At 60.5% G+C, this 19,774-nt stretch carries 24 protein-coding genes; 14 read left to right on the top strand and 10 right to left on the bottom strand.

Annotated elements, in window-relative coordinates:
* Window positions 1-158 precede the first annotated feature (158 nt).
* From ACP0KA_RS18500 to ACP0KA_RS18485, 4 genes are read left to right on the top strand one after another with little or no spacing between them, the layout of a single operon-like run.
* Window positions 159-1,007: a chromate resistance protein ChrB domain-containing protein gene (locus ACP0KA_RS18500; protein WP_424630189.1), complete on the top strand. Its 849-nt coding sequence runs from the start codon at window positions 159-161 to the stop codon at window positions 1,005-1,007.
* A complete protein-coding gene (chrA, locus tag ACP0KA_RS18495) occupies window positions 1,004-2,404 on the top strand; it encodes a chromate efflux transporter (protein WP_424630188.1) in 1,401 nt (466 codons plus the stop codon). The genes ACP0KA_RS18500 and chrA overlap by 4 nt, the downstream gene beginning before the upstream one ends.
* Entirely contained in the window at window positions 2,404-3,081 is a 678-nt protein-coding gene (locus ACP0KA_RS18490; RefSeq protein ID WP_424630187.1) for a hypothetical protein, read from the top strand. Before chrA ends, ACP0KA_RS18490 begins: the two co-directional genes overlap by 1 nt.
* A 2-nt stretch (window positions 3,082-3,083) precedes the next feature.
* Window positions 3,084-3,959, top strand: a complete 876-nt coding sequence (locus tag ACP0KA_RS18485) for a DUF1259 domain-containing protein (protein ID WP_424631653.1) — start codon at window positions 3,084-3,086, stop codon at window positions 3,957-3,959.
* Between the two features lie 77 nt (window positions 3,960-4,036).
* On the opposite strand, the gene ACP0KA_RS18480 is transcribed toward ACP0KA_RS18485, so the two are convergent.
* Both ACP0KA_RS18480 and ACP0KA_RS18475 read right to left on the bottom strand, forming a co-directional pair.
* Window positions 4,037-4,507 (bottom strand): hypothetical protein, encoded by a 471-nt coding sequence (locus ACP0KA_RS18480; protein WP_424630186.1) that lies wholly within the window; start codon window positions 4,505-4,507, stop codon window positions 4,037-4,039.
* A gap of 314 nt (window positions 4,508-4,821) precedes the next feature.
* Window positions 4,822-5,199 (bottom strand): STAS/SEC14 domain-containing protein, encoded by a 378-nt coding sequence (locus ACP0KA_RS18475; protein WP_424630185.1) that lies wholly within the window; start codon window positions 5,197-5,199, stop codon window positions 4,822-4,824.
* Between the two features lie 47 nt (window positions 5,200-5,246).
* On the opposite strand from ACP0KA_RS18475, the gene ACP0KA_RS18470 reads away from it, so the two are divergent.
* Window positions 5,247-5,561 (top strand): GlsB/YeaQ/YmgE family stress response membrane protein, encoded by a 315-nt coding sequence (locus ACP0KA_RS18470; protein WP_424630184.1) that lies wholly within the window; start codon window positions 5,247-5,249, stop codon window positions 5,559-5,561.
* A gap of 4 nt (window positions 5,562-5,565) precedes the next feature.
* Here the strand turns inward: ACP0KA_RS18470 and ACP0KA_RS18465 are convergent, their stop codons facing one another.
* From ACP0KA_RS18465 to ACP0KA_RS18450, 4 genes are all read right to left on the bottom strand, one after another.
* Window positions 5,566-7,059, bottom strand: coding sequence for a DUF1254 domain-containing protein (locus ACP0KA_RS18465; RefSeq protein WP_424630183.1), 1,494 nt, complete (start codon window positions 7,057-7,059; stop codon window positions 5,566-5,568).
* Between the two features lie 33 nt (window positions 7,060-7,092).
* Window positions 7,093-8,526 (bottom strand): DUF1254 domain-containing protein, encoded by a 1,434-nt coding sequence (locus ACP0KA_RS18460; protein ID WP_424630182.1) that lies wholly within the window; start codon window positions 8,524-8,526, stop codon window positions 7,093-7,095.
* A 164-nt stretch (window positions 8,527-8,690) separates the two neighbouring features.
* Complete coding sequence (locus tag ACP0KA_RS18455; protein WP_424630181.1) at window positions 8,691-9,077, bottom strand: PH domain-containing protein; 387 nt, start codon at window positions 9,075-9,077, stop codon at window positions 8,691-8,693.
* A gap of 99 nt (window positions 9,078-9,176) precedes the next feature.
* A complete protein-coding gene (locus tag ACP0KA_RS18450; RefSeq protein ID WP_424630180.1) occupies window positions 9,177-9,602 on the bottom strand; it encodes a PaaI family thioesterase in 426 nt (141 codons plus the stop codon).
* A gap of 161 nt (window positions 9,603-9,763) precedes the next feature.
* Between ACP0KA_RS18450 and ACP0KA_RS18445 the strand changes: the two genes are divergently transcribed.
* The 3 genes from ACP0KA_RS18445 (at window position 9,764) to ACP0KA_RS18435 (ending at window position 13,122) form a co-directional block, all read left to right on the top strand.
* The gene (locus ACP0KA_RS18445) at window positions 9,764-10,981 is read left to right on the top strand and encodes a serine hydrolase domain-containing protein (protein WP_424630179.1); all 1,218 of its coding nucleotides are present in this window, start codon (window positions 9,764-9,766) and stop codon (window positions 10,979-10,981) included.
* A gap of 164 nt (window positions 10,982-11,145) precedes the next feature.
* On the top strand, window positions 11,146-11,853 hold the full coding sequence (locus tag ACP0KA_RS18440; protein ID WP_424630178.1) for an AAA family ATPase: 708 nt from the start codon (window positions 11,146-11,148) through the stop codon (window positions 11,851-11,853).
* A gap of 45 nt (window positions 11,854-11,898) precedes the next feature.
* Window positions 11,899-13,122 (top strand): ATP-dependent nuclease, encoded by a 1,224-nt coding sequence (locus ACP0KA_RS18435; RefSeq protein ID WP_424630177.1) that lies wholly within the window; start codon window positions 11,899-11,901, stop codon window positions 13,120-13,122.
* A gap of 24 nt (window positions 13,123-13,146) precedes the next feature.
* On the opposite strand, the gene ACP0KA_RS18430 is transcribed toward ACP0KA_RS18435, so the two are convergent.
* Window positions 13,147-13,785 (bottom strand): hypothetical protein, encoded by a 639-nt coding sequence (locus ACP0KA_RS18430; protein WP_424630176.1) that lies wholly within the window; start codon window positions 13,783-13,785, stop codon window positions 13,147-13,149.
* A gap of 132 nt (window positions 13,786-13,917) precedes the next feature.
* On the opposite strand from ACP0KA_RS18430, the gene ACP0KA_RS18425 reads away from it, so the two are divergent.
* Complete coding sequence (locus tag ACP0KA_RS18425; RefSeq protein ID WP_424630175.1) at window positions 13,918-14,706, top strand: TetR/AcrR family transcriptional regulator; 789 nt, start codon at window positions 13,918-13,920, stop codon at window positions 14,704-14,706.
* On the opposite strand, the gene ACP0KA_RS18420 is transcribed toward ACP0KA_RS18425, so the two are convergent.
* The 3 genes from ACP0KA_RS18420 to ACP0KA_RS18410 form a co-directional block, all read right to left on the bottom strand.
* Entirely contained in the window at window positions 14,703-15,356 is a 654-nt protein-coding gene (locus tag ACP0KA_RS18420) for a methyltransferase family protein (RefSeq protein WP_424630174.1), read from the bottom strand. The genes ACP0KA_RS18425 and ACP0KA_RS18420 overlap by 4 nt on opposite strands.
* Window positions 15,357-15,437: 81 nt before the next feature.
* On the bottom strand, window positions 15,438-15,896 hold the full coding sequence (locus tag ACP0KA_RS18415) for a DUF3224 domain-containing protein (protein ID WP_424630173.1): 459 nt from the start codon (window positions 15,894-15,896) through the stop codon (window positions 15,438-15,440).
* Window positions 15,896-16,618: a carboxymuconolactone decarboxylase family protein gene (locus ACP0KA_RS18410; RefSeq protein WP_424630172.1), complete on the bottom strand. Its 723-nt coding sequence runs from the start codon at window positions 16,616-16,618 to the stop codon at window positions 15,896-15,898. Before ACP0KA_RS18410 ends, ACP0KA_RS18415 begins: the two co-directional genes overlap by 1 nt.
* A gap of 219 nt (window positions 16,619-16,837) precedes the next feature.
* Between ACP0KA_RS18410 and ACP0KA_RS18405 the strand changes: the two genes are divergently transcribed.
* The 5 genes from ACP0KA_RS18405 (at window position 16,838) to ACP0KA_RS18385 (ending at window position 19,561) form a co-directional block, all read left to right on the top strand.
* Entirely contained in the window at window positions 16,838-17,227 is a 390-nt protein-coding gene (locus ACP0KA_RS18405; RefSeq protein WP_424630171.1) for a DoxX family protein, read from the top strand.
* Between the two features lie 27 nt (window positions 17,228-17,254).
* The gene (locus ACP0KA_RS18400) at window positions 17,255-17,998 is read left to right on the top strand and encodes a DUF4336 domain-containing protein (protein ID WP_424630170.1); all 744 of its coding nucleotides are present in this window, start codon (window positions 17,255-17,257) and stop codon (window positions 17,996-17,998) included.
* A gap of 31 nt (window positions 17,999-18,029) precedes the next feature.
* On the top strand, window positions 18,030-18,434 hold the full coding sequence (locus tag ACP0KA_RS18395; protein WP_424630169.1) for an MAPEG family protein: 405 nt from the start codon (window positions 18,030-18,032) through the stop codon (window positions 18,432-18,434).
* Between the two features lie 194 nt (window positions 18,435-18,628).
* A complete protein-coding gene (locus ACP0KA_RS18390) occupies window positions 18,629-18,913 on the top strand; it encodes a hypothetical protein (protein WP_424630168.1) in 285 nt (94 codons plus the stop codon).
* Window positions 18,914-18,931: 18 nt separating this feature from the next.
* Window positions 18,932-19,561 carry a hypothetical protein gene (locus tag ACP0KA_RS18385; RefSeq protein WP_424630167.1) on the top strand — a complete coding sequence of 210 codons (630 nt, stop codon included), beginning with the start codon at window positions 18,932-18,934 and terminating at the stop codon, window positions 19,559-19,561.
* The last annotated feature ends 213 nt before the right edge of the window (window positions 19,562-19,774 follow it).

The following is a 19,774-nucleotide window of genomic DNA, read 5'->3' as shown; positions in this document are numbered from 1 at the left end:
TTTGTTCCCTACAGGATCACACCACTGACATATTTTCTTCGCGCCACGCCGGTTGACATCGGCGTCTCGAATGATTGAATAAGACCTATGGGGAAGCGATCTCCCCACAAGGCGACATGCCCAAGAATCGCGTCCAATACTCATTTGAGGGACGCATCATGTCTGCCATCAATTCTATCTCAGCGGATAAACTCGGCCGTCTTGTCGGCACGCCCGCCTGCCCGATCCTGATCGATGTCAGGACCGGCGACGACTTTGCCGCCGATCCGAAACTCATCCCCTCCGCAGTCCACCGAAGCCATCACGAAGTCGCCGAATGGGCCCCGCTCTACAACGGCAAGCCGGTGATCGCGATCTGCGCGCGCGGCGGCAAAACCAGCGAAGGCGTCGCCGCCTGGCTGCGGGTCGCCGGCAGCACCGCGAATATCCTCGACGGCGGCATGGAAGCATGGACCGCAGCGAAACTGCCGCTAGTGCCGGCCTCAAAAATTCCGCCGCGCGATGCACGGGGCCGCACGGTGTGGGTGACCCGCGCCCGACCGAAGATCGACCGCATCGCCTGCCCTTGGCTGATCCGCCGCTTTATCGATCCGTCAGCCGTCTTTCTCTTCGTCACCGCATCGGAAGTCGCGCCGGTCGCCGAGCAGTTCAAGGCCGTGCCATTCGACATCGAGGGCGTCCACTGGGGCCACCGCGGCGACCTCTGCACGTTCGACATCATGATCGAGGAATTCGAACTCGCCACGCAACCGCTCGACCGTCTGGCGACCATCGTGCGCGGCGCCGATACCGCGCGACTCGATCTCGCACCACAGGCCTCCGGTCTATTGGCGGCGGCGCTTGGCCTGTCGCGGATGTATTCCGACGACCTCGCGCAACTCGACGCCGGAATGCTGTTGTTCGATGCATTCTACCGCTGGTGCCGCGATGCCACCGATGAGACACATAACTGGCCGTCTCATACCGCGAAGAAGCCGCCGCACAGCGCGAAGAAAGTGAAAGCATGACCGACATTACGGTCCAACCCGGCGCATCCGCCCGCGCGGACAGCCCTGCGTTTCCGACCGAGCGCGAGGCTTTCTACGTGTGGCTGCAGATCGCATTGCTCTCCTTCGGAGGCCCTGCGGGGCAGATCGCGGTCATGCACCGCATTCTGGTGGACGAGAAACACTGGATCTCAGAGAGCCGTTTCCTGCATGCGCTCAACTACTGCATGCTGCTCCCCGGGCCCGAGGCGCAACAACTCGCCACCTATGTCGGCTGGCTGATGCACAAGACGCGCGGCGGCATCGTCGCAGGCGGGCTCTTTGTCGTGCCGGGCGTCATCTCGATCATGGCGCTGAGCATGGTCTATGCAGCCTACGGCAAGGTTGGCTTCGTAGCGGCGCTGTTCTTCGGGCTGAAAGCCGCCGTGCTTGCCATCGTCATCCAGGCGGTGCTGCGCGTCGGCAGCCGCGCCTTGAAATCGCCTGCGTCGCAAGCGCTGGCCGCTGCAGCGTTCGTCGCTATCTTTTTCTTTAATCTGCCATTCCCGTTGATCGTGTTCGGCGCCGGCGTGCTCGGCTTTCTTGTCACCAGGCTCGGCGTGGCGGCTTTCGCATCGGACAGCGGACACGGCGCGGCGGCATCGACCGCGTTGATAGACAGCCTGCTTGGTGACGAACTACCAGCCCACGCGCGGCCGACCATCGCGCGCACCGTCCGCGTGGCGCTGGTATGGCTGCTGCTGTGGCTGGTGCCGGTGGCGCTCATCGCGATGACGCTCGGCAGCGGCAACGTGTTCAGCCAGATCGGCGTGTTCTTCAGCAAGATGGCGATGGTCACATTCGGAGGCGCCTACGCGGTGCTGGCTTACGTCGCCCAGCAGGCCGTACAGCACTATCACTGGCTGCAGCCGAGCGAGATGCTGGATGGGCTGGGCATGGCAGAAACCACGCCGGGCCCATTGATCATGGTGTTGCAGTTCGTGGGTTTCATGGCGGCGTTCCGTGATCCGGGCACGCTGTCGCCGATGACCGCTGCTGTGCTCGGCGGGTTGCTGGCCACATGGGTGACTTTCATCCCGTGTTTTCTCTGGATCTTCCTCGGCGCGCCGTTCATCGAGGTGATGCGCGGCAACAAGGCGCTGGCGGGCGCGCTGTCGGCGATCACCGCGGCAGTGGTCGGTGTGATCCTCAATCTCGCGGTGTGGTTCGCCATCCACACGCTGTTCCGTGAAACGGCCCCGGTGCGCGCGCCGGGGCTGGCGTTCGACGTGCCCGTGCTCGCGAGTGTCGATCACTGGGCCGTGCTGCTCGCGGCGGGCGCCGCAATCGCCATCTTCCGTTTCAATGCCAACATGATCGCGACGCTGGGTGGCTGCGCGCTGGCCGGCCTCGCGCTTCATCTGCTGAATATGATGTGATGCTGCATCGATGTTGTCTCACTGCGTTGCTGATATGCGGCAGCCTTACCCTCGCTTCCGCCGCGACGATCTCGCTCGGCCAGCCCGGTACGCTGCCCGCGGGTTTCCAGTTCTGGCATGGCAACAAGGCTGACAGCGCGCCCTGGTCCGTGGTCCGCGACAGCGCCGCCGACCATGGTGTCGCGCTGGAATACTCCGCAACGGACAAGCGCGGCGACGCCTTCATCGCGTTCGACCCATCAGCCCGCGCCGCCGACCTCAAGGCGCGCGTTCAGTTCAGGCTGATCCGCGGCCGGCTTCCCAGCGGCGGCCTCGTGCTGCGCATGACAAGTCCGGACGATTACGACCTGATCAAAGTCAGCGCCTATGAGGAACGACTCTCCGTCATTCACGTCATCAACGGCCAGCCCAACGAAATTGCAGGCGTCGACGCCGAGATCGCGAAAGACGACTGGCAGACGCTCGAGGTCGATATGCGCGGCAGCGAGTTCAGGATCTCTCTCGATGGCCGCTGGGTGCTGACCGCATTCGACCGCAGCGCGGTGCGCGAAGGCCACGTCGGGGTGTGGAGCGAGAATGACAACGTCACCCGCTTCGGCGGGCTTCAGGTCACGGCGCATGACGACGGACAACACGCAGATTCGGGGGCGGATCAAACTCGTGGAGAACGACGATGAAGATGCTCGCAACCCTGGCGGCGATTGCCGCATTCACAACGGTGGCTCACGCTGAAGGACCAGATTGGGCGCAGGTGGATGATGCGCTGGGCCGCAAGGCTGCCGTCTCGCAGGACGTACATCGTTATGGATTCCCGCGTACGGATCTCAACGTGACGCTCGACGGCGTCACCATCAAGCCTGCGCTGGCGCTCGGCGGTTGGGTCGCGTTCAAGCCGATGGGCAAGGACGCGATGCTAATGGGCGATCTGGTGCTCACGGAATCCGAGATCAATCCGGTGATGGCGAAGCTGCTGGCGGATGGACTGCAGATCACCGCGGTTCATAATCACCTGCTGCGGGCAACACCCGCGACGTTCTACATGCACGTGGGCGGCCACGGCGATCCGGTGAAAATGGCGATCGCGCTGCGCGAAGCACTGGCGCTCTCCAAGACCCCAGGCGTAGTGGCGCCCGCGACCATCGGGCAAACCAGCGATCTCGACCTCGACACGGCCGCGCTGGATAACGCCATCGGCGCGAAAGGCAAAGCCACCGGCGGCGTCTATCAGTTCAGCGTGCCGCGTACCGATGTCATCTCGGAGGATCACATGACCGTGCCGCCGGCGCTGGGCGCGGCGCATGCGGTCAACTTCCAGCCCACGGGAGACGGCAAGGCCGCGATCACAGGCGACTTCATTGCGCTGTCGAATGAAGTGGTGCCGTTGATCACGGCGTTGCGTCAGAACGACATCGAGGTGACAGCGATCCACAACCACATGCTGGATGACGAGCCGCGCACCTTCTTTATTCACTTCTGGGCCAATGACGATGCGCAAAAGCTGGCGCAGGGCATCCGCGCCGCGCTGGAAACCACCAAGGCCGATCTCAAGCAATAGGCCGACGCATCAAGCAAACCGCTCCACCATGGTGGAGCGGTTCGCGCGCTCAGCCGACCTCCCTGCAGCTAACCGCTTTAATACCCGTAGCCATACTGGCCCGGGCAAACCCAGGAGCCGTAGCTGTTGGTATAGCAGCCACCTTGATTGTAATAACCGTAGGCCCCTGCTGCCGCTGCACCGACCGCCGCCGCACCGGCTGCGGCGCCCCACCCTGCGCCACGATAATAACGGCCACCGTAATAGCCGGCGTTTCGATAGGCGCCACGCCGGACAGCTGCGCGTGCGACCGGGCGACCCTGAACAGGCCGATACCCGTAGCCGCGACCGGCGACGCCATAGCGTCCCACGCCGCCTCTATATCCGCGTCCCGCATACCCTCGCGCACCGCCGTGGAAACCACCGGCGCGCATGCCGCCGCCATGGAATCCTCCACCGCCGCGGAATCCCCCGCCGCCGCCGCCACGCCGGGCAAACGCATCGTCAGGAATGAGACTGACGGTGATGAGGACGAGCGCTGCAACGGCAACCATTATGTATCGAAGCATGGCATTCCTCCGTTAATTGGGGTGCCGGGCAGTGAACCGGGATGCGCGCTTGGGCCGGCACCCGAGAAGAGCATTTGCTCCTCACCCGGTTCGGACTTGACCTAAATCAAGATGGAGCGCGATTGCGTTTCCTTGCCGTTCTTGCCTCCATCGGATTGGGTCAGTGATGCTGCTGTAATATGGAACGCGCGTCATCTAGCCTGTTCCCATGAGTCAGAACACGCTCTTCCGTATTTATGTGGTCATCGCCATCGTGGTGCCCTTCGCGGTCGCGGTGATCGCCATGTATCCGCGCATGCACCACTGACGCGCCATCACGCGGCAGTGTGGCTCGCTTCCAACCAGGCCAGCGCTTCGGCCTTTTCATCGAAAGCAAACTGCCGGATCTCTGCCGCCACGAAGTGCCGGGCGATGTGCGGCATGATCTTGAGGACTTCGCTGTCGGTGACGGCAGCCACCCGCGCCACCTTCCGGTGATGGTCCTTCACAAACCGCAGATGTGAGACGAGTGCCCCGAAGCTGTCCCACCCTGGAAAGGCCCCGGCGACGATCATCAGGCCGTTGAGCCTGCCGTTCGCGGCAATGAAGGGGTCGATCTCCGACACCAGCCGGTCAAAGTCCGCCTTTTCGAGCGGCCCATCCGGTGACAGAATAAGGATGCCTTGGTCTCGGATTAATTCAAAATTGATCATCGTAACTCCCGGCAGCACTGCTGCCTTTCAACGAGATGAGAGCGACCATGCCAACCACATCACAACTGTTCGTCTGGGTCGTGGTCGGGCTGATCGGCGGAAGCCTCGCCGGACGCCTGATTACCTGGAAACGCGGCGGCTTCGGACTGTGGCCCAATCTCGGCCTCGGTCTTGTCGGCGCGTTGATCGGCGGCTTCCTGTTCCGCATGTTCGACTGGCTGCCCTACCTCAACACGATCTCGATCTCGCTGCGCGACATTGTCTCCGCGGTGGCCGGATCGCTGATCGTGCTGCTCGCACTATGGGTCTGGCGGCAGGTCACCGCGCGCACGGGAAACCACGGCCAAACTTTCGCACCTTAAAGCTCTACTTCGCCTCTCCGGTCGCGACGTTGGTGCGCACCACCGGCGGCGGTGTCCATGAGCCGTCCATCACTGCGACCTTCGGCCAATAGGCGCGGCCGAACAGCGAGAAGTCGGCCTTCGGCGCCGGCAGCCAGTTGCTGCGCTGGGCCTCGGACGGCGGATCGGCCTGCACATAAATGGTGAGCGAACCATCGGGATTGTATTTCAGCGTCTTGTTCTTGGTCCCGAGCGAATAGCGCGTCAGCTCGTTCTTCGCGAAAAAATGATGCTCGTTATAAAGCGTCAGCGACCAGAAGCCGTTGACCGGCGGCGTCTGGTCCTTCGCGAAGGTGACGGTGTAGCGGTTCGCGCCGTTGAGCCGCACGCGGTCGGCATCGAAGTCCTGATAATAGTACTTCGTCTCGTTCGGCGCGTTGACGAGGATGTTGGATTTCGCCACCGCCGTGCGCGTGAAGTAATCGGTGCCGAACGCCGCTTCGTTGGAGATGGTGCTCCAGTTGTGCGGCAACTGCTCGCCGTAATTCCGGAATTGAAACAGCGGCGTCACCAGTTGCTCCTCTGCTTCCGCCGCCGCCTTGATCATCGCGGCTTTGAGCTCGGGATTTGTCTTCGCCGCCTCGATCACCGCCAGCACCTGCGCATAGCGCGCCTCCTCGCCCGGCAGCGGCGGCGTATCCGCGAACACAGCGGGAAGCTGATCGAAGATCTTGTCCGGGAACACCCACTTCGTCTCACCTTCGCCTTGCGCTGTTCCGGCAACCGTGGGGATCTTGCTCCAGTCGTAACGCTTCATGCCGCCGTCGAATTCCGCCACCGGATAGATCATCACCTGGTTCACTACCTCCTGAATGGCGCGCTTGTCCTCCGGCGTGTCGTCCAGGAAGATGCGCGGCGCGGCGAAATTGGTGTTGGACGCCGAGCGGAACACTTTGGTGATGCCCCTCGGCACCTCGCCGTTCCAGTTCGGCCCAGCGAGCATGTAGAAGCCCGGAGTGGTGCCGTACATCTTGCCGAGCTCCACCACGCTGTCGGTGCGCGTGTTGACGATCTGGTAGACCCAGAAGCGGTCGCCGAAATCCGGCACCTGGATCACCACCGGTGACAGATCCAGCGCCAGCGCGCCCGCGCCGTAGACCACATCCTGATTGGGACACGCCACCAGCCGCTGATCCGGATTCACATAATCCGTCAGCATCGCCACGCGATTGAGCGGCGCGCTCGGCACCGGACCTGCCATGACGAAATCCTTCACCTGCGAAAAGGCGAGCCGGCGGTTGTAGATGTTCACCATCGGCCAGGTCCAGAAATATGCATCCCGTGCGACGAGCTTGGCGTATTCCTCGGTGATCTTCACCCGCGTGTCCGGCCCCGGCGGCAACGCGCGGTCCCAGCCGGGTGACGGCGCGATCGATGTCTGCGCGAGCGACAATGAGCTGACGGAGGCGAACAGTCCGGCGAGGCCGGCAGACAAAAGCACTCTTGCGGCACTGGTCATGGCACTCTCTCCGAGGACATATGATGATGTGATTTACTTCGTTGCGACTTTCTCCACGTCAGGCAATTTCCACGTCTTTTCGAACAGCGGCTTCTCCGGCCCATAGAGACGGAACAGCAGTTCGAATTTGCGATTGGCGTCGGTCGGCACCCAGTTGGCTTGCTTGCCTTCCGGCGCCTCCGGCCCGAAATAGACATCCATTGATCCATCGGCATTTGTCTGCACGCCGGTACTGGTGGAGGCGACACTGGCGCGATCCATGTTCGGCACCAGCGCATGGGTCTCGCGATCATACACCGTGACTGACCAGTACTGCTTCACCGGCGCCTTCGCGGGCACGGTGAGCCGATAGAGCTTGCCGCCGTCGAAGGCGTCGCCGTCCTTGTCCTTGCTCGTCATCAGATAGAATTGCGCGGTGCCGATCCGCTTGATGCCGGTGAAGCCCAATGTGTAGCTGACGCCGCGCGCATCCACCGGATAGGTGTCCGGGTCCGCATAGGCGGTCGATGCAGCCTTTACCATCTCCGGCATGGCGGCGGGAAACCACCGGATGCCGGGATTGATCACCGGAAAGCCTTCGTCATAGCGCGCCGACAACTCCGCATGCGCCTCGCGCGCCGCGCTATCCAGAACCGCCAGCGTCCTGTCATCGGGGTTGAACGGCCTGCCCTTCTCGATGCCGATGGTGCGCAGCGGATCAATCATCGCGCGGTCGCGCTGCAGCCACGGCTCGTTCTGCACCACACGGGCGAGACTGCGATAGAAACTGCCGTCGTACTTGATGGTGGAATCGAACAGCGCGTCATAGACGTCGGTGAACTTCGTCGGTGGCGGCTTGGCGGCCTGCGACAGTGGATAGACTTTGATCTGCTTGCCATAGGCGACGGACTTCGCGATATCGGCGTTACTATGGCTGGCGAGATTGGAACGCAGCAGCGCGAAGCCGCTGTTGGTTTCCGAGCGCAGCGGAATGGTCCCTTCCGGCACCTTGCCGCTGTAACCCGGCGGCAGGATCACGTACTTGCCGCCCTTGCCTTTGTCGGCGCCGTCAGGCCCGGCGTCTTCCAGCGGCATCTGCCATGCATCGACGATGTTGCCCGCAATCGAGCCGCCCTGCGCCGCCGGAACCTCGATCACGACGGGACCATCCTTCACGTTCCAGAACGACATGAAGTAGATCGCGTCGGGATTGGGCGTCAGCGTCTGGTTCTTCCAGTTCACCGGCCGTGACCAGAAGATGATCTCGTTGACCTTGGCGTTGGTGGTGTTGAGCATGGTCTGCAGCATGAGGTCCGCGTTCACCGCGGGCATGCCCCAGATCATCGCCTCCACGGCGCGGCGCTCGATGGCGCGGTGGGCGAGCTGGTCCTTTAAAAGCTCCTGGGCGTGAACATCCAAAGTGTGAAGCAAAGCGGGAATGGCAATTCCGACGAGCAGGGACGACGAACCACGAACAAGCGTACGCATGCGTTCCTCCCAAATAAGCTGATCGAACAATGGCCGGTCGCGACAAACTCCTTAAAGTCTTAAATGTCTTTCATTCTACCGCATGGAGCGCCGGGCTGCATCTGACAGGCACCGCGAACCAATGACGCACACGCGGCGTTTCAGTTCCGCAGAGCGAGATTGGCTCAAACCAATCGCGGGGCGCTCGGCAATGGAGGTTGCGCTGCTTGAGCCCGCGCCTCGGCGGGATACCTGGCCCAGTACCAAGTCTTGATGAGGTAGTCGGGATCACGCGGGTTGATAAGGACGTAATGAAAACTGCTCTTCTTTCTTATTTGGATACGCAAGATATTCCTTAAAGGAAAAGCAAGCCGGTACAGGCGTTCCGGGCCGAAGAACTGAGGCTTGTCGTCTATATATTCAATCAGATCCACATCGCGGTATGGAATTTCCATTGAGATGAAGCCGCCACGCCGGATGACAAGCCGGTCATCCTCAAGAATGTAACGAGTCGTCGCGGCTGCAAACAGCGTCACAACCATCTCAATAAAATCAGGGATACTCGTATCCACGGATCTCAGCCCAAATCACTTCATGCGCCCCAACGGCGCGTTGAGCTTATTCGCGGAACTGCGCCGTCGCAATCCGAGATGGCCAACAGGGATTGGAAGTTACCCTTCCCCCTTCATGATCTTGAACACGCCGCTGGCCATGGCGACACAGCGGCCGTTGGCGGTGATCTCGGTGTTGAGGAAGACCAGCGTGCGCGTCGAGCGCACCATGTGCGGCGTGGAAATCAAAAGTTCGCCGATCTTGGCGGCATCGATGAACTGCGTGTCCATCTGGATCGTCACCACGGCGCTGGCGCCGCTGCCCTCGCGCGCCGCCATGCCGAGCGAACGGTCCGCCAGCGTCATCAGAAGGCCGCCCTGCACAAAGCCGCGCCGGTTCTTGTGCTTGGGCCCGGAAGCGATGGCGTATTGATGGGTCTCGCCGCTCTTGCGCTGCCAGAGCGGACCCACCAAGCTCAGGAAACCGTCGTCATCGAAGATGGTCCAACCGTCTTTTTGGAGTTCTTCAGCGCTTATCTCGCTCATCAACCTGTCCGTCTTACCTGTCATATCCATCATGACGAAATGCACGATCACCCTTCGCGATCTCGCCCTGTTCAAGGCAGATTTTTTGTTCCAATCTGCCGCCCGACGCGCCGGTTCAACCATGTCCGGCTCTGCAGCGAAACAAGAAATTCGGAGGCCCCATGAACGTCCACGCCACGCCATCTGCTGCCAATTCGACGCCGGCTTTGCCCTCCGCAGCACCTGACTCTATCGGGCTGTCGCTGCCGCGCCTGAAGAAGATGAGCGAGGCGTTCCAGCGCGAGATCGACAAGGGCACCACCCCCGGCGTGGTGACGCTGGTGGCAAGGCGCGGCCAGATCGGTTGGTTCGAGGCGCAGGGCAAGCAGGGCCCGGGCGACGCGGCCGCGATGTCGCGCGACACCATTTTCCGCATCTATTCGATGACCAAGCCGCTGGTGTCGCTGGGCATCATGATGCTGGTGGAAGACGGCCATCTGCTGCTGAACGATCCGCTGTCGAAGTTCATTCCGGAGTTCGCGGACGTGCGGGTCGGCATCGAGCGCAACGGCGCGATGGACTATGCGCTGCCCGTGCGCCCCATCACCATTCAGGACCTGCTGCGCCACACCTCCGGCCTCTCTTACGAGATCACCGGCCAGGGCATGGTGCAGCGGATGTATGCGAAATCGGATCTGCGCAAGCGCGACATCACCAATGAAGAGCACGCGCGCCTCGTCGCCAAACTGCCGTTGATGGCGCAGCCCGGCACGGAATGGAATTACAGCCGCTCCACCGACATTCTCGGCCGCGTCATCGAGGTGATCTCGGGCCAGACCCTGGGCGAGTTCTTGAAGCAGCGCATTCTCAATCCGCTGCAGATGAACGAGACCGGCTTCTCCACCGCGCAGGCCAACAAGGCGCGCATCGCGCAACCCTTTCCCACCGATCCATGGACCGGCGACAAGGTCGCGCTGATCGATCCGCTGGAAGTGCCAAAGATGGAATCCGGCGGCGGCGGTCTTGTTTCCACCACCATGGACTATGCGCGCTTCTGCCAGATGCTGCTCAACGGCGGCACCCTCGACGGCAACCGCCTCATCGGCCACAAGACGCTCACCTTCATGGCGTCGAACCATCTTGCATCGAGCGTGAAGGTGGAAACCCACCTCGTGCCCGCGGGCCACGGCTTTGGGCTGGGCTTTGCGGTGCGCACCGATGAAGGCATGGCGCCGTTCGCGGGCTCTGTCGGACAATATTTCTGGAGCGGCATGGCGGGCACCTTCTTCTGGATCGATCCGAAGGAAGACCTGTTCGCCATCTTCATGTCGCAAGGCCCCGGCCAGCGCGAATATTTCCGCACCCTGGTGCGGAGCCTCGTTTATGCGGCAGTGGAGTGAGGGACACACTTAAGTGACAAAAAACTGAATGAAGAAAACCGGATCGGCAACCGCCTATCTGGTTTCTATTTTACGCTACCGACCCCCGTTCTTTCGCCTCCAAAGTATCAGTTGCGCGTGCCAAAGCACTCGACTTAAGGTGGCGAAAATGTTCGGGGGAAAAAATGCGTCTAAAGTCGTTTCACGTGACGAACTACCGCAGCGTAGAGGACTCGGGAATCGTAGAAGCAGACAACCTAGTTTGCTTAGTTGGGAAGAACGAAGCCGGCAAAACGGCAATCCTTCAAGCGCTTACAGGCCTCAACCCCCACCCAAGCACGCCACGAACTTTCGATAAGGAAACTGATTATCCACGCCGATATCTGCAGGATTATTCATCTCGGCATCAGGACGGAGAAGCCGTTGTAATAACGACAATCTGGGAAATCTCCCAAGAAGACCGCAATGTAATTGCCGAGGAGTTCGGCTCTGAAGCGCTCGCAACAAACGAAGTCAAAATTCTCCGGCGATACGAGGCCTCCGAGCCAGAATGGTCACTAAATCTCGATTACGCAGCTATTGTTAAGCATCTTCTTGACGACGAGAAAATCAACGCGACTGAGAGAAAGAATCTAGGCACTGCGATATCATCCGACCAACTCCGCAAAGCGCTGGAGGACACAAAGGAAAAAAGTGATCGCCAACAGCGCCTCCTCGACCGGATAAAAAAGTATCCAGGAAAGAATGCACGCGGCTTTATCGAAAGCTTATTAAAATCCAAACTTCCGCACTTTATGTATTTTTCGCATTACGACAGGATGGTTGGTCAAATCCGTGTCGATAATTTGGAGCATCGAAAGTCACAAGGGCCAAAGCTCGAAAGCGGCGAATAGGTTTTTCTCGACTTTCTTGAATTCGCCGGCACTTCCATACAGGAGATGACTACGGCGACGACATACGAGTCGCTGAATGCTCGATGCGAAGCAGCCTCAAATAGCATTACAGACCAGCTTCGTGAATATTGGACACAGAATCCTTTTCTCGAGATCGAAGTCCGCGTTACAAAAGCAGAAACGGGCGACCTCGCCCCCTTTAACACTGGAACGATCGCGCGAAGTCGCGTTCGCAACACTCTTCACAGAGTGAGCGTACCATTCTCAGAACGCAGCGCTGGCTTTATCTGGTTTTTCTCTTTTCTAGTAAAGTTCGCGCAGGTGCGAAAAGCAGGCACCAATCTCGTACTACTATTAGACGAGCCAGGATTAACGCTACACGGCAAAGCGCAGGAAGATTTACTACGATATTTTTCCGACAAACTGCTGCCGCATCATCAATTGATCTTTTCAACCCACTCGCCTTTCATGGTGCCAGCTGATCAGTTAGATAAATGCAGGATTGTCGAAGACAAAATCAAACAAACAAGGCCGGGAATGTGGACCACAGGCGGAACGAAAGTTTCGCAGGAAGCTCTGGTTGTTGATCCAGACTCACTATTTCCTCTGCAAGGTGCACTCGGGTACAATATCACTCAATCTTTATTCGTCGGAAGTAACACCCTGCTCGTCGAAGGTCCCGGCGATGTTTTGTATCTACATGCCTTATCAGCAGAGCTGAAGCGCCGTAACCGTTCGTCCATAGACCAACGATGGTCGATATGTCCTGCAGGAGGCATAGACAAAATTCAATCGTTCGTATCACTCTTTTCAGGCGCAAAGCTCAATATCGCGGCACTTACCGACTCGGCTAAAGGCGACCGGAAGAAGTTAGAACTATTGCGCCAGTCAAATCTGCTCAGCTCAGATCGATTGATGACGTTCGCCGATTTACTTGGCCTTGAAGAAGCCGACGTAGAAGATATCTTTGATCAGGAGCTCTATCTCCAAATCGTAAACGCAGCACTTGGACTGATCCAGGAGACCGCACTTACGACAGCTAAACTTGATGAAGCTGCTACGGGAACAAGCCGCCTTCTCAAGAAAACAGAGAATGCGTGCAAACTTTTGCCTCCTGACACACCTGAGTTCAATCATTACTCACCAGCAGACTGGCTCATACGTCACCCGGAGCTTCTCAGTGGCGACGAACCCGCAGTAATGCGCACGCTTGAGCGAGCGGAAGCGATTTTTAAAGCTGTGAACAATCGGCTTGCGGAGACTGGCTAGAATGCAAAATAGACCAAGGCTAGATCAACGCTTGCCTTTTCTCAAAACAGAGAAATCGGTTCGACCCGCCGTGACCGATAGTTGGATCAGGTCTTCCGCAAGATCAGGAACAACGACGTACGACCGCGTTACTGGAATTAGTCGTGCAACATAGCTACTGGCTCCCAGTACAGTATTTCCAAGAAAGTCGAGGAACCGGATACGATCAGGCGGATAGTTTAGGTCAGTCTCCGAATCGAAGATCTTATGCCCGCTTTCGGTGTCAGAATACGTATTGATAGCAGTCTCGAGCGCAAACCAGCTGACAACGAGCTGCTTGTCTGGCTCCGTGCTGCCGAGCACCAAATTTGCGTGAGGTATCCATTCGAAGGTCTTGTCAGTCAAGTCAGGCACAAAATGGCCGACATAGACGTTTCGTAGATATTTGAAGAATTCTAGCGCCTTCCGGATCGGTTTGTGCAACTCACTTAAATCCGGATGATTCTTGTAGAGCGCCGAGGAAATGGTTGCCAAGTCAGCGATATTTGCAAGTTCTAGGATTAAATGGCGTATCAAGATAAGAGAGGTACTCATGGAAGAAGACTCTGCTTCGAGAGCTTCATGAACTGCCAATAGGTCGTGATGCGCGACCATGCTTGCGGTGCAGATATGCCGATAATCCATTTACTAACTTTGACATGCCAATTGTCCGTAGCCAAGACGTGAGGCAAGCTCTCGCCCAGTTAATACCCTACCCGACCGACCACCGGTCCAACTCGCCCGAGCCCCATGCCCACGAAAGGAATCCCCCGTTAAATGCCGCGCATCGTCAAGCATCGCGACATCCGCCGGGCTGAGATCCTGGACCAGGCCTTCACGATTTTCCTGAAACGCGGCTACGACAACACCTCCCTCAACGACGTCATCGCCACCGCGGGCCTGTCGAAGGGCATGTTCTACCATCACTTCCCCTCCAAGGAGGCGCTGCTGGTGGCGCTGTTCGCGCGCGTGACCGAGGGGATGTACGAGGCGCTGCGCCCCGTGGTCGAGGAGGAAGGCGTCGATCCGCGCACGCGCCTGCAGAACATCATGAACCGCGGCGCGGAGTTTCGCCTCGCCAATGTCGAACTGACACGCTCGGTGTTCGGCGCGCTGCTGCGGCCCGAAAGCAACATGCTTTATCAGGGCGTCGTCGAGGCGTGGTCGGCGCGGATGCGGCCGGTGGTCACCGCTGTGATCGAGGACGGCATAGCCCAAGGCGTGTTCGACACCTTCAACGCCGAGGGCGTCGCCGACACCATGCTGCTCCATGCCGCCTCGACCCGGGACGCGACCTGGCGCGGCATGGCGGCGAAGACCATTGACGCGCGCGAGGCGGCGATCGCGGAGCTTTCGAACAACTTGAAGCTCCATGCGCTGACCATGAGCCGCCTGCTCGGCCTGCCCGACGATGCGTTCCGGATCGGCCCGCCGGATTTCGCCCGCCGCTTTATCGTGGCTCTCAATCCGCTCGATGGAAAAGCGAAAGCGGCGACACCGAAGGCGATGGGGCCGCGCAAGACGGCATCGACAGGGAAGAGACCTTCGCGGAAGACAACGCGTTAATAGACGCCCGGCACAAGCCGCGACGTGCGCGCGCGATAGCTCTCATACGCCGCGCCGAATTCCTTCGACAGCATCGCCTCCTCCGCGCGGATGCGCGCCATCAGCGGCACGACCATGAGCACGGCGAGCGCCACACCCGCGAGCGAACGAAACGCCAGCCCCCAGCCGAGCACAAACAGCAGCATGCCGAGATAGCTCGGGTGGCGCACGATGGCATAAGGCCCGGTTGTCACCAGTTGATGACCTTGCTGGATCGCCACCAGCCCGCTGAAGCGCTTGCCCAGCGTAAACACCGGCCAGACGCGCAGCACGCCGCCCACCGCAAACAGCGCGACGCCGATCCAGCGCACGGTGTCGCCGCCGATGGTGGCGATGTTCATCCGGTCCGTATACGCCGGCAGCCATGCCATCAGCAGGCCGAGGATGCCGAACGCCCGCAGCACCCAGCGGTTACCGCGGTCTTCTTTCACGCCGGTGTCCAGATTGCCTTGGGTGAATAGGCCGGCGATGGCGAGCGCAGCACCAATCAGCAGCACGGCGACCAGCGGCGGCTTGGAAACGATATCGTTCCAGCCGCCCGCGCCGAGCACGGCCAATCCAAAGAAGGCGAGTGATGACAGCAGCGCCACCAGAGCTGTTTTCCAGGTCATCGGTCCGCTCCTTTCAGGTGCACTCCGTGATGTCCGATAACGCGCAGCGTGTGGGCGCGGTTGCCCCGCGGCGCTGCAGCTTTACGCATCGAACCAGTAGGTCAGCGCGGTGTCCGCCACCCATCCGGTCTTGGCCTGCTTGTCGGGCACCGCGGAAAACGCCGCATAGCCGCGCAGCCCGGCGAGCTCGCCGGTGGCGGAGCCTTCGATCACCTCCCACCGCCCGTGCACAACATGATGCCGGTCGGTGAAGCCGGACGCGCGCAGCAGGAACGACCCGTGGCGGCCGTCGAGCGATCCGGTGATGCGCTCATAGCATGTCAGCATGCCGGTGCCGTCATCACGCTCGATGCGCAGATGCGCGGCCAGGCCGATGCCGACGAGACCGCCGGTGAAATGCTCTTCAAGATGCGTGGCCGCCACCGTCATCGAACTGTCCTCGCCGCGGTCGAGCACCTCGCGCTGATACTTCGCGACCTCGACCTTGGCCGTAGTGGTGATATGGGCGGGAGTTCTTTGAACGGGGCTCTTGGTGTCCATCAGCTCTCTCCGTTTGTTGGTGTCGCGCGGCGCTGCGGCCACAGTTCGTGCAGCGCGATCAGCGCCTGCCACGCTTTCGGAATGGAAAACTCCGCCAGCGCGCGCAGCGCGGCGTGAAGTTCAGTTTTGGTCAGACCTGCATCGCGACAAAGCGCGACATGGGCCGCAAACGGCGCACCCAACGTGCCGCCCACCACATTGACAGCGAAGGTCGCAAGGCAGCGCTCCCGCCGCGACAGACCCGGCCGATGCCACAGCGCGCGGCTGATGCGGTCCACATCGTCGGCAAATTGCGGATCGAACTGGTGAAGCTCGGCCAGCGTGGCGTCATCATAGACCTGCTCGCCTGCTTGCTCGCCGTCCTGCGCGCCGCGCTCCCGCGCGGGCGTGACAGATGATGAGGGCAGCCCCTGCTCCGCGATGATGCCAGTGAGTTTCGCAAAGCCCATGGCGACGATGTTCATGCCGGCATCCGGCGCGATGTGGCGCAGCAGTTCGCGCAAATGCTCCACCGGCATGCGGGCGGCGCCGAGCGCCATGCCGACATGCAATTCGAACGGCAGGCCGAGCTCGGGCACGCAGAGATCCGCGGTTATGAGGAGAATGGCCTTCTCGCGCATGGTGAGCGCTGTGTCGCTCCAGATCGCCTTGCCGGCTTCGATGCCCATCGGGCCGAACACCGGATCGAGGCTGGTGACGCGTTCTTCCGACATCAGCTGCATGGGAAACCTCCCTCGCCGTGGAACTCTGGACCTCGCTTGAGCCCAGCTTGGGCCTCAACAGACCATCGGTCTGAAAAACATCGTTAGCCGATAATCGTTCCGGCTGACAACAGACCAATAGTCTGTCATAGACAAGCTGTGCACAGACCATCGGTCTGTTACGTTGGAACGGGCGGCCGATGGCTGGATTAGTTCATTGACGAGGCTGGGAGGCGATTTGTGACAAGTGAACGCATGATGACGTATGGCGGCTGGGCGCTTTCGGTGCTGGCGATCCTGTTCCTGTTGATGGATGCCGGCATGAAACTCGCCGGCGCGCAGGTGGCGCTGGAAGCCAGCGCCCAGCTCGGCTTCGACGCGGACCAGGTGTGGGTCCTGGGTGTGATCCTGCTGGTGGCGACAATTTTTTACGCCTTCCCGCCCACGGCGGCGCTCGGCGCCATCCTCATCACCGGCTATCTCGGCGGGGCGATCGCGGTGAACCTGCAGCATCATAGGCCGCTGGTCTCGCACATGCTGTTCGGCGTTTACATCGCGCTGTTCGTCTGGGGCGGCTTGTTTCTGCGCTGGCCGTCGATCCGCGCCCTCCTGCCCCTCGCGCGTGGATAGGAGCGCATTGCAATTAAGAGGCGACACATGACGGCACCCGCCTATCAACTCTATGAACCGCTCGGGCAGCTCAAGTGCGTCGCCGATGATGTCTGGATCGTGGACGGACCGGAGATCCACTTTCGCTATTTCTTCCTGCGGATTCCGTTTCCGACCCGGATGACCGTGGTCCGCCTACCCGCGGGCGAGGTGTGGATTCACTCGCCTGTTGCGTTGACGGATGAGCTCGTGAGCCAGATCACGCGCATCGGGCCGGTCCGCCATCTGGTGGCGCCCAACACCCTGCATTACTGGTGGGTGGGTGAATGGAAGCAACGCTTCCCGGACGCGCAGGTGTGGGCGGTGTCGCGCCTCGATCCCGGCGCAAAGGACCGCGTGCCGCCGCATACCGTGCTCAACGATGAGCCGCCGCCGGCATGGAATGGCGTTCTCGATCAGGTGATTGTCGAAGGCTCGCGCCTGATGGAAGCGGATTTCTTCCACCGCCCCTCGCGCACGCTGCTGCTTACCGACATGATCGAAAACTTCGAGAAAGAGCGTGTGGCCTCGCGCTTCTACCGATGGCTGTTTCGCGTCGGCGGCGTGATCGATCCCGACGGCATGACGCCATCTGATCTCAAGCCGACGTTTGCCAAGCGGCGCGACGAGCTTCGCGCCGCGGTGAAGCAGATGATCGCGTGGCAGCCGGAGCGGCTCATCCTGGCCCACGGCCGCTGGTATCCCTGCAATGCAGTGGCGGAATTGCAGCGGTCGTTCCGATGGGTACTGTAGCTTTCATAATCAACAACACTACGGAGGAACAATGGAGCGCTATTATTTCGTATCGCTTGTCACCCTGCTGGTGGGGCTGATGTGCTTCAGCATGGCTTTGACCGTGGCGCGCACGCACCACAAGACCGGCATCCTGGCGCCGACCATGACCGGCCACCCGCGCCTCGAATGCGCCTTCCGCGCCCATGCCAACACCGTGGAATGGATGCCAATCTTCCTGCCGGCGATGTGGCTGTTCGCCATCTACTGGAGCGCGGTGTGGGCCGGTTGGCTGGGCCTCGCCTGGATCGCAGGGCGCATCGTCTATTTCGTTGGTTATCTCTCCGCGCCGGAAAAGCGCCTTCCCGGCTTCTTCATTCAATCCTTCGCGGCGACTGCCCTGGTGCTCGGCGCACTGGGGCGCATCATCTATCTGATGATGGGTGCGGGGACATAGCGGGCCGCTTCATCGAAATCACGCAACTCATGCGATGCTCGGGGCCGCGCATGCGGCCTCGCTTCACGACGATCCCATGACGGCCCACGCGATCCGGCATCATGGCCATGGCTGCGCGGACGTTCGCGGGACAGCATCGATTTTTGCTGTATAGTGCGGCGGTCGAGCGAGATATTTTCAGTCGGGGTTTTGTCATGCTCAAAAGATTTGGGACTCTCTCCTTAAGCACCGTGACCGCGCTTGCTGTTGCTGGATTCGCCGCGTCTCACGCCAACGCGCAGGGGGCGACGTCACCCGCAGACTCGCTGGCGGCGCAGGTTCGCCTGCAGGGCTTTGCCTGCGCGACGCCGGTCCGCGCAACGCGCGACCACAAGCGCTCCCGTCCCGACCGCGCCGCCTGGATCATCCAATGCGGTAATGCGAACTACAGAGTCCTGCTCGACCCCGACATGGCGGCGATGATCGAACCGCTGCGGTGAGGAAATAGCTTCCCCACCATGCGACAACCTCTCAAGACCGGCTTGGTCGTGATCGTGGCCTATCTGCTCTGGACCACGTGGATGTCGCGATCGGCAGCGGTCGCGCTGGAGCCTTCAGGATACACCCTGACCTACACCATGACGTGGGGCTGGGGCATGGACGAGAAAATCAGCCTGTCCCGCTTCGGCGGATGGTGGTCCAGGCATTCGAGCGAATGGTTCTCGGTATGGGACAAACCCTACAACTCCGGCGCCTCTGTTTACCGGTCCGCCGACGGCGGCTCATATTTTTTCGCCGTCGGCTACAAACTCTGGAAGTTTGAACTGTCGTCCGGAGCTTTGACATCGTACTGCGACTCCAAAACGCTCCCCTATACGTCGCTCGGCACGCAGATAGCGACGGCCACGTCGTATCGCACAGTTGCGGCCATCGATCCGGGAGCGCAAAGCCGCGAAGAGTACGTTGAACCAGCCCAACAGAGCGGGCCGGTTCCGGCCTCTCCACCGGATTCAAAATACTACGCCAACCTCAAATATCTCGGACGGTTTGGTCTCGTCAGATCGGGGGGACGCGGCAACGAAGTCAGATTCGTGCCCGCTAATCATGCGCCAGAACCGCGCCTCGGCTTGTTCGCGAACTGCGGATAGCCGGTGACCCTGGTTGGTCGCACGACTCTGCAGCGCGTTCATGACATAAGTGCATGAAAAACAAGAGGCGTATCGCGAACAATCGCTTGGATGACAATGCCGCTTCTTCAAGGCAAAGAACATCCATGCCGGGAAATCCTATCGCCGGCCTGTCATACAGCCGTGCAGCAGGTGGAGTGATTATTCCGCCTATCACAAGCCACGTATGCCGCG

This window comes from Bradyrhizobium sp. SYSU BS000235, assembly GCF_049747295.1.
GTDB lineage: Bacteria > Pseudomonadota > Alphaproteobacteria > Rhizobiales > Xanthobacteraceae > Afipia.
The sequence above is the reverse complement of the archived record's forward strand: the minus strand, read 5'-3'. Positions and strand labels throughout refer to the sequence as shown.

Excerpts from the sequence above, each read along its gene's own strand:
- ACP0KA_RS18445 (WP_424630179.1), top strand. The coding sequence starts at position 9,764 with ATGAACGTCCACGCCACGCCATCTGCTGCCAATTCGACGCCGGCTTTG.
- ACP0KA_RS18410 (WP_424630172.1), bottom strand. The coding sequence starts at position 16,618 with ATGCAGCTGATGTCGGAAGAACGCGTCACCAGCCTCGATCCGGTGTTC.
- ACP0KA_RS18400 (WP_424630170.1), top strand. The coding sequence starts at position 17,255 with ATGACGGCACCCGCCTATCAACTCTATGAACCGCTCGGGCAGCTCAAG.
- ACP0KA_RS18500 (WP_424630189.1), top strand. The coding sequence starts at position 159 with ATGTCTGCCATCAATTCTATCTCAGCGGATAAACTCGGCCGTCTTGTC.
- ACP0KA_RS18465 (WP_424630183.1), bottom strand. The coding sequence starts at position 7,059 with ATGACCAGTGCCGCAAGAGTGCTTTTGTCTGCCGGCCTCGCCGGACTG.
- ACP0KA_RS18460 (WP_424630182.1), bottom strand. The coding sequence starts at position 8,526 with ATGCGTACGCTTGTTCGTGGTTCGTCGTCCCTGCTCGTCGGAATTGCC.
- ACP0KA_RS18480 (WP_424630186.1), bottom strand. The coding sequence starts at position 4,507 with ATGCTTCGATACATAATGGTTGCCGTTGCAGCGCTCGTCCTCATCACC.
- ACP0KA_RS18390 (WP_424630168.1), top strand. The coding sequence starts at position 18,629 with ATGCTCAAAAGATTTGGGACTCTCTCCTTAAGCACCGTGACCGCGCTT.
- ACP0KA_RS18490 (WP_424630187.1), top strand. The coding sequence starts at position 2,404 with ATGCTGCATCGATGTTGTCTCACTGCGTTGCTGATATGCGGCAGCCTT.
- chrA (WP_424630188.1), top strand. The coding sequence starts at position 1,004 with ATGACCGACATTACGGTCCAACCCGGCGCATCCGCCCGCGCGGACAGC.
- ACP0KA_RS18440 (WP_424630178.1), top strand. The coding sequence starts at position 11,146 with ATGCGTCTAAAGTCGTTTCACGTGACGAACTACCGCAGCGTAGAGGAC.
- ACP0KA_RS18450 (WP_424630180.1), bottom strand. The coding sequence starts at position 9,602 with ATGAGCGAGATAAGCGCTGAAGAACTCCAAAAAGACGGTTGGACCATC.
- ACP0KA_RS18470 (WP_424630184.1), top strand. The coding sequence starts at position 5,247 with ATGCCAACCACATCACAACTGTTCGTCTGGGTCGTGGTCGGGCTGATC.
- ACP0KA_RS18475 (WP_424630185.1), bottom strand. The coding sequence starts at position 5,199 with ATGATCAATTTTGAATTAATCCGAGACCAAGGCATCCTTATTCTGTCA.
- ACP0KA_RS18420 (WP_424630174.1), bottom strand. The coding sequence starts at position 15,356 with ATGACCTGGAAAACAGCTCTGGTGGCGCTGCTGTCATCACTCGCCTTC.
- ACP0KA_RS18485 (WP_424631653.1), top strand. The coding sequence starts at position 3,084 with ATGCTCGCAACCCTGGCGGCGATTGCCGCATTCACAACGGTGGCTCAC.
- ACP0KA_RS18395 (WP_424630169.1), top strand. The coding sequence starts at position 18,030 with ATGGAGCGCTATTATTTCGTATCGCTTGTCACCCTGCTGGTGGGGCTG.
- ACP0KA_RS18385 (WP_424630167.1), top strand. The coding sequence starts at position 18,932 with ATGCGACAACCTCTCAAGACCGGCTTGGTCGTGATCGTGGCCTATCTG.
- ACP0KA_RS18425 (WP_424630175.1), top strand. The coding sequence starts at position 13,918 with ATGCCGCGCATCGTCAAGCATCGCGACATCCGCCGGGCTGAGATCCTG.
- ACP0KA_RS18415 (WP_424630173.1), bottom strand. The coding sequence starts at position 15,896 with ATGGACACCAAGAGCCCCGTTCAAAGAACTCCCGCCCATATCACCACT.
- ACP0KA_RS18435 (WP_424630177.1), top strand. The coding sequence starts at position 11,899 with ATGACTACGGCGACGACATACGAGTCGCTGAATGCTCGATGCGAAGCA.
- ACP0KA_RS18430 (WP_424630176.1), bottom strand. The coding sequence starts at position 13,785 with ATGGATTATCGGCATATCTGCACCGCAAGCATGGTCGCGCATCACGAC.